This is a genomic window from Synechococcus sp. H55.2 (assembly GCF_047462495.1).
Taxonomy (GTDB): Bacteria; Cyanobacteriota; Cyanobacteriia; order Thermostichales; family Thermostichaceae; genus Thermostichus.
The window spans coordinates 1-11623 of record NZ_JANSJH010000029.1 but is presented as its reverse complement, the minus strand read 5'-3'; the positions used below and the strand labels follow the sequence as shown (position 1 = coordinate 11623).

Genomic DNA, 11623 nt, shown 5'->3' with positions numbered 1-11623 from the left:
CAAAACCAGACCCTGGATCTGGGTAAGGGTTGTAACCGGGGGAAGTGGAATTCATCAGAGCAGACGACCCAAGCGCTCCCGCAACTCGGCGGCAGCCTGCTCCAGGTGGTCGGGAGTGTAGCCGGTGGTCTCTACCCGGACGGCGAGGTGGGTGTCCTGGCTTTCGTGGAGATGGATCCACAAAACGTGGCGGCCATCTTCGGTTTTGCGGTTGGCGGCTTTGACGCCGTTTTTGGGGGCAGCGTAGGCATTTGAGTCGTAGCGAACCAGATCCACCCAGGGAAGGTCGCGCAGGAGCTTTTCCACCTTGACCCAACTGCGAGGGCGGTGATGGCTGCTGTCGCTCCGCAATTGGATGACCTGGGAGCGATCTCGACCGGAATCGGGGAGAGCCGCCCGCGGGATCCGCGGCTGGACTTGCGGTTGCAGATAGGGCAAATACACCAAAGATTTGTATTGCTCGTGGATGTAGCAGACCGGGATCCCCAATTGGCTGCCCACCACGGCCATGATCATGGCCTGGGCTTTGAAGCCCCCGGTGGCGGCGAAGGTGACGATCCCTTTGGCGCTCTCCGCCAACTGTTGCAACAGCTCGGCCATCCGCTCCAGGGAGGATCCCTCTAGCTCGTAGTTGACGCCGGGGAGGGGCACCAGGGAAACCTGTTGTTGGCCCAGCGCTTCTTCAAAAAAGAGTTTCAAAATCTGGGCACACTCCAGCCCCTCAGGGGTTTCGGAGTAAAGCAAAATCAAGGCATCCTGGGGAGTGGGATCCAGCCGGTAGTAGGTGTTGGTTTCGGCGCTGATCAGCTCCAGTTCTGTCTTTTTCATCCAGGCCAAGGCCCGTTCTGGATCCCCGATGGTTTTTTGGCCGACCCAAGGGCGTTGCGGCTGCAGGTCTTTGTCCGGGTTGGTGAGCAAAGAGGTGCCCACGGTCATGAGGATGGTCTGCATGGGTTATCCCCTAACTTTCTCGAAGTTTTTAGGGGCTCCGTCCCCTTTCGCGATCAGAGCAGCTTTACTTTGCGAACTCTGCCATCTCCCCTTAAGTCGAGCACCTCTACCTCCACTTCTTGCCCCACCGCCAGGGATCCGGCCTGTTTCGGCTCTTTTTGGGTGAGCTTGATATCCGTATCCACGATTTGGAAGGTCACTTCGTTGCCCTTGATATTGGTGATGCTGGCCTTGAGGTGTTGCCCAATTTTGAAGCGGGCCTTGGTAGAAGCTGCTGCATTTTCAACTTGGGGCTGAGCCTGCTTTTGTTCAGGTTGCTCTTTGGGCCGCAGTGCCTCTGGCTGGGGCTTGGCCTCGCCGCCGCGGGAATGGGTCGGACGACCGCCATTGGGATCGGGAGGGGACGGGATCTCGCCGATCGGCACTCCCCCATCTTTGTAGTAGCGGGCCAGGCGGGCGGCCCAGCCCAGGATCTGCAGCATCTCAGCCGGCCTATCCTGCAGAGGTTGCAAGTACCTTTTACAGGTTTGGTCGATGAGTCGGTAGTAGCGTGGGGTTTCGTTGCTGCGGTGGAGGCCAGTTTCTCGCACCAGCTCGCCGGTGAATCGGAAGAAACGGGATCCCGCGTCGGGGAGATGGGCCACCGAGCGGAGGTAGGCGAGGCACTTGCTCAATTCGTTGACATCTACCCTTTCCTTCGCCAAAGTCATGGCGATGCCGTGGGCAAGATCCCAAGATTGGGGGCTGAGATCGACCGGAGCTGACAGCATAGAGGCACCCTCAGTAGGCGGTGGTGGGCGGCTCGCGCAGATGGGTGGGGCTCAGGATGGCGGCCAACTGCCGAAGCTGATCGGGCAGGATGTAGCCCTGGGCAGCTTGGATCTGCTTTTGCACAAAGGCTTTGAGGCCTTCTCCTTCTAGGGTATCGGCTTGTGGGGGATCGTAGCGGCTGTAGCGCTCTTTCAAGTTGCGGGGCCGCTCGATCTTGTCCAGGCTGACCTGCAGGGATCCCAGTCCTACAGGCTTGCCGCCCCCCACCTTCAGCAGCAGCGGATGCGCGGGATCCTGACCCAACACCGTGAACAAGGTGCCCAGCTCGGCAGGAGTGAGGTTTTTGAAGTGGATCTGGGTTTTGAAAACCGTATTTTGCACCGCCTGCTGGGTGGGCGTCCCCTTTTGATGGCCCTGCAAAGCCCTGCGGTGCGTGTAATAAAACTTGCGCCCAACCGCCTTGCCGTTTTCAAAGTAGGCTCTGCGCTGGTCGGGGCGGGGACGGTACAGCGGGGGCAGGGATCCGCCGCCGGAGCCGGTGCCAGTGGCAACGGCATCCCTGAACTCCACCAGCCCCTGCCAGTTGAGGGCGCCAAAAACGCGGCTGGCAGGACACAGCCGCTCCTTCTGGCGGCAGGGTTGCCGCTCCGGCGGGATCTGATTTTTGTAGCGGCTGGTGATCACTGCAAGGGTGCTGTTGGTGATCGCCTCGTACATGGCCCGGATGGCCCCCTTGAGGGAGCTGCCCTGGATCTTGAGCCGCCCGTCGGGGGTGGTGGTCATGGTTTTGAGCACCGGGATCCCGTTGACGCCGACGTCGCTGCCCAAGGCCAGGTGGCCGGTGGAAATGTGGAGAGCGGTCTGCACCGTCAGGGTGAGAAAGAGGGTGCCGTGCAACTTGTCGGGATGGAACTTGGCGTGGCCAGCGGGCCGCTCCAGCTTGGGGGGCTGCTGGGGAAAGGGGATCAGCTCGTAGGGCTTGGGAGCCATGGCCTGCTCACCTCCACCCCGGTCTCGGCTGCCGGCGGGCGTTCTGGCAGAAGCAGAATGGGCGGGCAAGGGTCGGGGGCCTTGGGGAGTCATCTTGACCTCGGGATGAGAGCAACAAAGTGAACGCGGGCGGTGCGCCCATCGCGAAAGTAGCGCTGGCCCAGCTTGAGAGACCTCGGATAGCTGAGACCTTGGGGGAAGCGGGTTTCCGGACTTTGGGATCCGTACAGGTCGGCCTCGCGATCCTCCCCCTGCCACTCCCCGGCCAGCGGCACAAAGAAGTCGGGAGGAGGTTGGATCCCCAGATACAGCAGATCCCAGCCGCGGGGGGTGCTTTTCCAGCGCAACTCCCGTTGTTGGCAGAAGACTTGTCCCTCTTGACAGACCAGATCTGGCGGGATCCCCACCTGAATGCCGCTGACGCGGTGGGGCCAGCGCAAAAAGGTGTAGGTTTCTTCGGCGGCGGCAAAACAGGCCGAGAGGATCTCGGAAAGCGAGGACGCCGTCCCGCCGTTGCAAGCGGCCAGATCCTGAACCTTGTAGGCGGCTACGTAGGCTGGTTTCATACCGCTTTGGCCTCCGTTTGCAAGAGCTGAGCCCAACTTTTAACGGCGGCGGCCAGCAGGTGCTCCACCTTGGCCTCAGACGTTTGCTCCCAGGTCAGCCGCGCCCCAAAGCCCAAGGGCATCGGCTCCGCCCCCACCGGCACTAACTGGCGATCGGGTTTGGCAAAGCCGTATTTGCCCGCCTCTTCTGGACTGAGAAACTCGCCCGCCCCCAGCAGGGATCCCCTTGGCCAGGCAAGCTGGGATCCCAGCAGCCGTAGCTCCTGGCTCCCCTCCTCCACCAGGCAGCCCGGGTAGTCCACCGTCGCCCACTCGTACTCCACCCGAACGCGGCCCATGCCGCGGGATTTGGCAAAGCCGATCCCAAACCATCCTTCGTCCAGATCCCGCAGCACCAGCCCCAGCAGGCCCAGTTGCGCCAGGGTAAAGTTTTTCAGGTGAATCTTGGTTTGAAAGGATCCCTCGACACAGACTTGGTAGCTAAACGGCCCCACCGCCACCGACCCGAAGACGCGATCGATGGCCACCCCGTTGCGTTCCTCCAGCCGCAGAGGTGTCCCCGGCTTGGGATAGGCATCCTCGATGCGCACCCGGCTGGCGATGGCCGTGTTGCCAAACATCTGGTCCGTAAAAGAAGAGAGGGCGTAAACTCGGTGGGACTCGGCAATTTTTTCCAGCCACTGGTTGGCCTTTTGGTCGAGGGGATCGCTGGCCCAGAGTTGCAACTTGTTCCCCTCAGGCCGTCTGTCGCCGCCCACCGTTCGGACAATGCGCTCGGCGTGGGCGCGAATGGCCCCTTTGAGGGAGCTGCCGGGAAAATAGACTGTCCGCCCGCCGCCGCGATAGGTTTCCACAAACTCCATATCGGGTTTTGTCGGATCCGCCCCTTGTTTGCCCGCTTTGATGAGCACAGGGCCATCCGGCTTGAGGGTGAGGCAGAGGGTGCAGTGGTTAACGTAGCGCTTGTGCATGGCCTGGGATCCTTCACTGAAGAGGAACAAGAGGGTTTTCGCCCAGCCCTTGCGCTAGCTGCGGGGGCCGACGGGAGCGACAGCGGTTAGTTTGGCAACCAGGGCTTCCACCCAGTCTTGGCGCAAGGCAGCAGCCTCTTCCGGGCTGAGGGGGTGCCGCTCTCCGGCCACCAGCTCTTGCAGATAGGTCAGCAGCCGCCGCGGATCCCCTTCTGAGTCAAACCAATAGACCGCCCCGATCTCCAGGCGGACGACCCCCAAGCCGCGGGAGCGCCCCCCTCCCAAGGGGATCTGCTCCGTTTCCAATTGGTGCAAGCCGATGGCCAGCAGGCCCAGCTCCCATGCTTCGGCATTTTCGACAACGGCATGGAACTGAAAGGGGGTGTTGGCCGGCACCACTTGAAAGTCGTAGAGCTTGCCCTCTGCCGCCGTCTCCGTATCCCGATCGATGGCCACACCATCCCGCTCTTGGTACTGGCCAAACCAGGCTTCCCGCACCACCGGCAAATCGCGGATCTGCACCTTGCCCGCCAGCCAAGGGGATCCAAACGCCTGCGAGACCCAGTCGGTGGCCTCGATCAGCTTTTGCGTCAGGGTTGCGTCGTCGTCTTTGTAGGTGTTCTTAATTTGGTTGACCAACCGGACTTGCTCGCTACTGGTCAACTCGCTGGGATCCCTGGCCAGCGCCGGATCGATGCCGCGCAAAAAACTCTCCAGGCGGGAGCGCAGCGCCCCCTTGAGGCTGGAGCCGGGGATGAGCGGGCGGCCCAGCGCGTCCTTGAGAACCGGCAGATCGGAGCCGATGGGCTCGGTGGAGCGGCCCACCCCGATGTGCAGGGCAGTCACGGTGGTGAGCGTGCCGGTGATCTCCAAGCGGTTTTTGAAAACGTCGAACATCGTTCCCTCAAATCAGGTTAAGGCTGAAGTTAAGGCTCCACTGCGGCTTCGGCAAACAGGATGGGGATGATTTTCAACTGGCTGAGCCGAAAGGTTGAGACGACACCCTCAAGGGCACAACTGGTCATGGCTTAAGATCCTCCCCCTTCTCGCTTGTACTTGAGGTAGCGCGCCCCATAGCCTAGGTAACGCCGGATCAAGTCGATTTTGATCTCGTTGACTTTGGGGGATGTTTTCTCAACGCCGGCCTCCCTGGCAATGGCGAGGGCCTTTTGATGGATCCAGTTGTCGATGTCTTTGATGATGGCTTCGGCCAAGGAGTTCTTGCCCCGACCCCACTTTTCGTCTCGCCCCATCTGGTAGCGCAAGAAGTTCTTGATCACCTCTGAGCTTTCGGTGGAAGCTGCCACATGCAACAAATTGCGGTACTGGGCCTCTTCCAATTTGTCCAGATCTTTAAAGTTATCCAAGGCAGTTTGGATTCTGGCGACCAGCTCATCTTCGGCCAGCCGAATGTGCCGCTGGATCTCAAGTTCCTGTTTTTGCTCCAGTTTGCTCTCGCTGGTGGCGAAGGTCATAGCGGGTTCTCCCAGAAATGATGATGGAACAGACTACAGACTTCAATTTGGCCAAATCCTTCCGCGGTTCGCTCGCCGATGCCCCAGTATTCCATCTCCGCCAAAATCGAGATCCAGCGCTCCATTTGCGTGGTGCTCAGCAGGAAGACGCTGCCCTGGGTTGTAACCAGCTCTACATCTTTAAAAAGCCCCCAGGCGGCGTTCCAGCCGGAAACATAGGCGTAGCTGCTGCAGGCCAGCTCCAAGACCAGGGATCTGTCCTCACAGTTGGCCTCTTCCTGGAGCATTGACGGCGTGAGCACAGTGGTGCGCTGCCAGCGTTCCTTGAGGATGGCCCCCGACTGCAGCCCGATGGAGAAGTACTGCCGCTCCGGCGGCAAGGGCTGCCAGGGATCCCCAAACACCTGCCATTGTTTCCAGCGCTGCTGCAGCTTTTGGTTAAAGGCTGTCACCCGCTCAGCCAGGGAGGGCTTCGGGTTCCTCAGGTGTCGAGCGGCGAGGCTGACCCGGCCCAGCCCCCGCGACACCCCCCCTCCCAAGGACAAACGGCGGGCGTGGGTGTTGAGGTAGCCGGCGAGGGCTGCTGCCAGCTCGCGATCCTGCAGATAGATGTGGCCGCTGAAGAGGGAAGGCTGCAAGCTCCCATCTCGCCCAGCCCGGCCCTCGTTGATCACCTCCAGGCTGTAGAGGATCTGGTCGGCGGCGGTGGCGCGGCGGCGGTTGATCCCCACCCGCGTGAGCAGGCGCTTGGACACGGCCACCCTTCGGTAGCGGGATCCCCCCTCCTGGCTGTAAAAGCCGCCGAAGGGCTCCACCCTGCCTCCGGAGCCATCCGGCTCTGCCGGATCAAAGGGGATCCCCAGCCGCTGCGAGCAGAAGCGATCCAGCAGTGTGTCGAACACCCCCGTTTTGCCCGCCTCTGAGCGGAAGCCGGGGTTGTTTTTGGAGCTGAAGGCCGTGGCCGGCAAAACCCGGCTGCCGGATCCCGGATAGGCATGGGTAAACACCGCCGGACGGGTCTCCGTGAACAGGGCAGCCAGATCTCCTGTCAGGGCCTCGCCGGGGCGGCGCCGGCTTTGGCGGAGCAGGAGGTCGGCCAAGGCCCCCCGGATCACGCTGCCGGGAATGAAGTCCTGGGCCTCGCTGATGGAGCCGCCCGGCTTTTGCCGACCGATGGCCAGGGGAGACTCGGCAGTGAGCGTGAGTTCAATGGCCTCCATCAGCTCCCTCCTCCGGCCAAAAAGGCCCAATCTGCATCATTGGGCTGCAGGGCAGCTAGAGACTGGGGATCCCAGTGCAACCAACCCAAGCCTGCAGATTTGCTGCCCCCCAGCGCCCCAATGTGGTGCAGGGCCGCCCGCAGCAGGGCCTTGCCCCAGGGAGGGCAGTCGGGCAAAAGCTGCAGGGATCCGGAGAAGATCAGCTCGGCTGCCGGCGAGGTCTCGATGAGGTAGAGCCGCTGATCCTCGGCGGTGCGGCGGCGGCGGTTGAGGGTGACTCCTGGGCGGAGGGCCAGTTCCAGCGCCGTCGGCGGCACCTCACAGACAAGATCCTCTACCCAGAGGCGGGAAGGCAGGGCCGGATTGCCGAAGATCTGGCAGACCAGGCAATGGGATCCGGCGTAGCCCTCGACCTGGTATTCAGGACGGTCGAAGTGGCCGTCGCTCCCCTCCCGCTTGGGACACATGCGATCGGGGTCGGGGGAGCGGCAAATGGCCCAGCCGAGGCCGCGGGCCAGCTTTTCGCACTCGTGGCGCAGCCTTCCCTTCAACTGGGAGCCGGGGATGAGCAGCCTGCCGTAGGCATCCTTGAGCAGGGGCTTGTCCGCCAGGGAGCCGCTGGAGCCGCCGGATCCCACCGCCAGGGCCGAGGCGAGGGTGGCCTTCAAAGGGATAGAGGTGCTCGTTTGGGGCAGCTCTGCCAGCCGAACCATCACTTCACCTCCACAGGAACGGGCCGGCCCTCGACCTGGGGCTGTTTTTGCACAAAAGCGTACAGATCCACCAGATCTCGCCAGATGGTCTCGTAGGTGGGTTCCCCCTCCGCCGCCACGTACATCCAGGGGGGGAGGTGGCCGTCGTTGGTTTTGGCCTTGCACCAGGTGCGTTCAAAGGCCTCGATCAGCGGCTGCCCTTTTTGGCCCAGCCGGGTGCGGAAGTAGAGGTAGTTGAGGGTGGCGGTGCGCTTGCCTTTTTCCAAAAAGCTGCGGATTTGGTAGAGCTGGGAGCGGGGAAAATCCGCCGCCTGCAAAGCTTGCACCGTTCTCAGCAGCCCGCGGATCTCCGGGACGGTGTAGGGGCCGGCGTAGAGCTTGAGGAGGTGGCCGTTCTGGCGGATCTCCAGGGCCTGCTGGCGAAAATCCTGGATGCTGGAGGCGATCAAAGTCACCGATTTCAAAGAGAGAAAGTCGATGGTGGCCACCGAGAAGTCTTGGTCGCGGGGCTTCAGCTTTTTGGCGCGGCTTTTGGCAGATTTCAACAGTTGTTCGGTCAGCCTTTCGGCATAGTAGATGGGGGTGTCTTCCGAGGCAAACAGCACGCCTGCCGAGGTGGAGAGCCGGCAGAGCTGGTCTGGGCTGTCGGCCGGGTAGCGGTGCGGCACCTGGCCGAGGGAGCGAGCGGCGTAGGTGGCCGATTTGGCCAGCAGGATCTGCTCGAATTGCTCACAAAAGGTGGCGGCGATCTCCAGAGCCTTGTGGGCCGGCACCACCATCAGCACATCGTCCCCGCCGATGGTCAGGATCTCGAAGGGGTGGATCCACTCGCCGTTGCGGTCTCTGCCGGTTTCTGGATCCGGCGGCAGGCCCCGCAGCCGGTGCGCCTGCAGGTGCTGGGCAAGGGCGCGGTAAACGGCTTGTTCCGTGGCCTCGGAAACGTCGTGGCTAAATTGCCGGTAGGCCTCTGGGGTTTGGATCTGCTGCACGTAGCCGCCCATATTGTTGCCGTCGGCGTAGAGGTAGGCCACAAAGCCCTGGCTGGCGTTGGCCACTTCCCGCAGCGATTGCGCCTCGCCGGGGCCGGATCCCCTGTAGGGCTGCAAATAGCGCTCCCGGTAGGGCTCGCCGGCGGGAGAGTCGAGGAAGCGGGCAAATCGCGTTACCCAGCTTTCCACAAAGCCGGGATCCCAATTGGGGAATTTGCGGAACCACCCCTGCTGGCCTGTCTCCAGGCGCTTGGCCTGGCGGCCCACCAGCGCTTTGCGGGCCGTGGCCTCCGAGAGCCAGGGCTGACCTGGCAGGTCGGCTTTGGCCAGGGCCGGGCGGCGGTCGGTGCTGTCGCGGCGCAGGTAGGGGTGGGTTTCAAAAAAGGCAGGATGGGCGCGGCTGGGACGACCGGGATCCGGATTGCCGTTGCGGCGGTGCTGGAAGCGGGCAGCCAGGTGGCCCACCAGCTCGTTGAAACTTTTGCGGGTCTGGAAGCTGGCTTCGCTGCCATCTCCAAAGTAGGCCCTCACCAGGGGGTGGGCCTGGTGTTGGGCCAACCAGTCCAGCCAAGGGGTGCGTTCGATGGGATCCCGCAGCAGGCCGTAGCGCAGCTCCAGCAGCCGAAAGGCGGATCCCACGGCACAGGCGTTGGCGGTGAGGGTTTCTTCGGTGTAGCGGCGCTCAATGGCCTCGCAGAGGTCGTCCACATAGGCCGCCGGACAGAAGGCCAAGAGGTTGCCGCCGGTGGAGTAGATGAGGAGCTCCGGAATAAGAGCCTGCGCCAAAGCCGGGTAGTGCTGCTGCAGCCAGGGCCGGATCCGCCGGTTCACGTAGTCCCTTAGCTCTGCTTGAGACTCCTTCCCCAAGGCTTCCCACCCCAAGTAGGTTTGCTCAGGATCCCCGAAGAAGGCGGGCAGATCCACCAGGTTAATGCGATCCAACAGGGCCGAGGCGCCGCGGATTTCCGGCAGTTTGGCGGACTCGAAAACGTAGCCCTTGATCTTGGTGGCCCCCCCGTAAACCAAGCCGATGCGGGTGGTCTGCCGCCACAGCTCCGGATAGCGCGATTGCAGCTCTGCCAAGGTTTTGGGAAAGGTTGTGGCCGCCACGCTCTCCTGAAATTGGCGCACCTGCGCCCAAAGAGGTTGCAGCGCTTCCGGGATCCCGGCTGCGTCGTCGGTGCGGATGGCTGCGCACATCTGCTGCAGAATCGGCAAGGGGAATTGGGGATCCCGCCCTTCTCCCCAAGCCAGGCACCAGGCCAAGGCGATGGGCACGGGGGAGGTAGAGGAGGTAGCGGTCATGGACAACACCTGGCAAAAAAGAATAGAACGCAGCTTCTGTGCCTGCGGGCAAATCCGAACCCGACTTTTGACTGGGGCGATCCTTGAACTTCACAAATCCTTCATAAAAACCAAAGGCGCTTCAAAAAGACGGCGTCGGCCATAGCAGCCACGCGGGCAGAGAATCGCAGCCGACAGAGAGAGGCGACAGCAGTGACTGATGGTTGCATTTTGCAGTTCCAGACTGGGAGACAGTATAGGCCGATTTAGATCCATTGCCAACAGATTCAAGACTTTTTTCGGTTGGCCCAGCCAGCGATTTAAAGGTAAAGCAAATTGGAAGGGATCCCTTCTCAAATCCTCTCAAAGGAAAAGTGGCTCTGGGTTGATTTTGGATAGGGGCTGCTATTGACTGGGGATGAGCAAAAATTGGCTGGGCCTATGCTGACCAAGTTGAGTTTTTCAGAGCCACCCATCGCCGGAGCAGAAAGCGGCAAGTGGCCGGCGGGATCCGAGCTGGTGGGGATCACCCTGGAAGTGCAGGCCCCTCAGCCCTACCTGTTGGATCCCCACTACGCTAAAGGGCTGCACGCCTGGTTTTTGGGCGAGGTGCAGCAGATGGATCCGCAGCTATCTGCCTATTTGCACGACGGAGAATCGGAAAAACCCTTCACCCTCTCCCGGCTGATGGGGCCCTTCCGCGAGCAGAGTGGGCGACTGCTGATCCCGCCCCAGATCCCCTTCCGCTGGTCGATCACCGCCCTCAACCCCCAAGTGGTGGAGTGGCTGCGGGAATGGTGCCGACGGCTGCCCCCCTGGCTGGAGTTGCGCGGATCCCCGCTGCAAATCCTGGGATGGAAGATCTCGATCCCCCCGCGCACCTACCGTCAACTGCTGGAGCAGCCCCTTGTCCATCGCTCCTGGAGCCTCTCTTTCATCTCGCCCACCAGCTTTCGCCACCGCGGCCACCATTTGCCGCTGCCGGTGCCTCGCAACCTGTTCCACAGCTATTTGCGCCGTTGGAACGATTTTTCCGGCCTGCCCATCGAGGTGGAGCCTTTTCTGGATTGGGTGGATGGGGAAGTGGTCATCCAGCGGCACCGGCTGGAATCGGTTAAAACCACCGCCGGGCGCCAGGGATCCGTGACGGGCTTCGTTGGCTGTGTACAGTTGGCGGTCTCCTCCCGCGCGTCTGAACTGTTGCAGCAGCAGCTCCAGGCCCTGATCCACTTCGCCCCCTACTGCGGCACCGGCCACAAAACCCCCTTTGGGCTGGGGCAAACCCGCCTCGGTTGGCTGGCCGAAGAGCTGCCCGCCACCCCCGTCCTTTGCCGGGAAGAGCAACTGGCCCGGCGCATCGAGGAGCTGAGCGCCCTCTTCCTCAGTCAGCGGCAACGCCAAGGGGGATCCCGCGCCGAAAAGACGGCCCAACTTTGGGCAACAATCTTGGCCCGACGAGAGCTAGGAGAGAGCTTGCAGCAGATTGCCGCCGACCTGGAGATGCCCTACGAGACGGTGAAGACCTATGTCAAACTGGCCCGGCGAGCTCTCCATTCTGCACCCGACACGATGGATCCCTCATCTGCTCGATAAGGATCCCGCCTAGAAGTCGGAAAAAGCCGTAAGCCCTGAGACTGTCTTTGCCCAAGGTGCCTAGTTTCCGTCCCCTTGCGGGGAAAAGGTAGGGATCAAC

11 protein-coding genes are annotated in these 11623 nt (G+C 62.1%); 1 reads left to right on the top strand and 10 read right to left on the bottom strand.

Annotated features, from left to right (window positions below; translation table 11 throughout):
• Positions 1–54: 54 nt before the first annotated feature.
• From NW844_RS05435 to cas10, 10 genes are all read right to left on the bottom strand, one after another.
• The gene (locus NW844_RS05435) at positions 55–951 is read right to left on the bottom strand and encodes a putative CRISPR-associated protein (RefSeq protein WP_414334144.1); all 897 of its coding nucleotides are present in this window, start codon (positions 949–951) and stop codon (positions 55–57) included.
• A gap of 53 nt (positions 952–1004) precedes the next feature.
• Positions 1005–1721, bottom strand: coding sequence for a hypothetical protein (locus NW844_RS05430; protein ID WP_414334143.1), 717 nt, complete (start codon positions 1719–1721; stop codon positions 1005–1007).
• A 10-nt stretch (positions 1722–1731) separates the two neighbouring features.
• The gene (locus NW844_RS05425; RefSeq protein ID WP_414334142.1) at positions 1732–2712 is read right to left on the bottom strand and encodes an RAMP superfamily CRISPR-associated protein; all 981 of its coding nucleotides are present in this window, start codon (positions 2710–2712) and stop codon (positions 1732–1734) included.
• A gap of 89 nt (positions 2713–2801) precedes the next feature.
• The gene (locus NW844_RS05420; RefSeq protein ID WP_414334141.1) at positions 2802–3278 is read right to left on the bottom strand and encodes a hypothetical protein; all 477 of its coding nucleotides are present in this window, start codon (positions 3276–3278) and stop codon (positions 2802–2804) included.
• Positions 3275–4249, bottom strand: coding sequence for an RAMP superfamily CRISPR-associated protein (locus NW844_RS05415; RefSeq protein WP_414334140.1), 975 nt, complete (start codon positions 4247–4249; stop codon positions 3275–3277). Before NW844_RS05415 ends, NW844_RS05420 begins: the two co-directional genes overlap by 4 nt.
• Positions 4250–4303: 54 nt before the next feature.
• Complete coding sequence (csx7, locus tag NW844_RS05410) at positions 4304–5146, bottom strand: CRISPR-associated RAMP protein Csx7 (protein WP_414334139.1); 843 nt, start codon at positions 5144–5146, stop codon at positions 4304–4306.
• Between the two features lie 131 nt (positions 5147–5277).
• Positions 5278–5724, bottom strand: a complete 447-nt coding sequence (locus tag NW844_RS05405; RefSeq protein WP_414334138.1) for a hypothetical protein — start codon at positions 5722–5724, stop codon at positions 5278–5280.
• Positions 5721–6944: a CRISPR-associated RAMP protein Csx10 gene (gene csx10, locus NW844_RS05400; RefSeq protein ID WP_414334136.1), complete on the bottom strand. Its 1224-nt coding sequence runs from the start codon at positions 6942–6944 to the stop codon at positions 5721–5723. The genes NW844_RS05405 and csx10 overlap by 4 nt, the downstream gene beginning before the upstream one ends.
• A complete protein-coding gene (locus NW844_RS05395; RefSeq protein ID WP_414334135.1) occupies positions 6944–7657 on the bottom strand; it encodes an RAMP superfamily CRISPR-associated protein in 714 nt (237 codons plus the stop codon). The genes csx10 and NW844_RS05395 overlap by 1 nt, the downstream gene beginning before the upstream one ends.
• The gene (gene cas10, locus NW844_RS05390; protein WP_414334134.1) at positions 7657–9951 is read right to left on the bottom strand and encodes a type III-B CRISPR-associated protein Cas10/Cmr2; all 2295 of its coding nucleotides are present in this window, start codon (positions 9949–9951) and stop codon (positions 7657–7659) included. Before cas10 ends, NW844_RS05395 begins: the two co-directional genes overlap by 1 nt.
• A 420-nt stretch (positions 9952–10371) precedes the next feature.
• Here cas10 and cas6 point away from each other — a divergent pair, with 420 nt between their 5' ends.
• Entirely contained in the window at positions 10372–11523 is a 1152-nt protein-coding gene (gene cas6 / locus NW844_RS05385) for a CRISPR-associated endoribonuclease Cas6 (RefSeq protein WP_414334133.1), read from the top strand.
• Positions 11524–11623: the final 100 nt, after the last annotated feature.

Bases quoted from the DNA above. Each gene is read 5' to 3' on its own strand.
- NW844_RS05435 (WP_414334144.1), bottom strand. From the start codon at position 951: ATGCAGACCATCCTCATGACCGTGGGCACCTCTTTGCTCACCAACCCG.
- NW844_RS05430 (WP_414334143.1), bottom strand. From the start codon at position 1,721: ATGCTGTCAGCTCCGGTCGATCTCAGCCCCCAATCTTGGGATCTTGCC.
- NW844_RS05425 (WP_414334142.1), bottom strand. From the start codon at position 2,712: ATGGCTCCCAAGCCCTACGAGCTGATCCCCTTTCCCCAGCAGCCCCCC.
- NW844_RS05420 (WP_414334141.1), bottom strand. From the start codon at position 3,278: ATGAAACCAGCCTACGTAGCCGCCTACAAGGTTCAGGATCTGGCCGCT.
- NW844_RS05415 (WP_414334140.1), bottom strand. From the start codon at position 4,249: ATGCACAAGCGCTACGTTAACCACTGCACCCTCTGCCTCACCCTCAAG.
- csx7 (WP_414334139.1), bottom strand. From the start codon at position 5,146: ATGTTCGACGTTTTCAAAAACCGCTTGGAGATCACCGGCACGCTCACC.
- NW844_RS05405 (WP_414334138.1), bottom strand. From the start codon at position 5,724: ATGACCTTCGCCACCAGCGAGAGCAAACTGGAGCAAAAACAGGAACTT.
- csx10 (WP_414334136.1), bottom strand. From the start codon at position 6,944: ATGGAGGCCATTGAACTCACGCTCACTGCCGAGTCTCCCCTGGCCATC.
- NW844_RS05395 (WP_414334135.1), bottom strand. From the start codon at position 7,657: ATGGTTCGGCTGGCAGAGCTGCCCCAAACGAGCACCTCTATCCCTTTG.
- cas10 (WP_414334134.1), bottom strand. From the start codon at position 9,951: ATGACCGCTACCTCCTCTACCTCCCCCGTGCCCATCGCCTTGGCCTGG.
- cas6 (WP_414334133.1), top strand. From the start codon at position 10,372: ATGCTGACCAAGTTGAGTTTTTCAGAGCCACCCATCGCCGGAGCAGAA.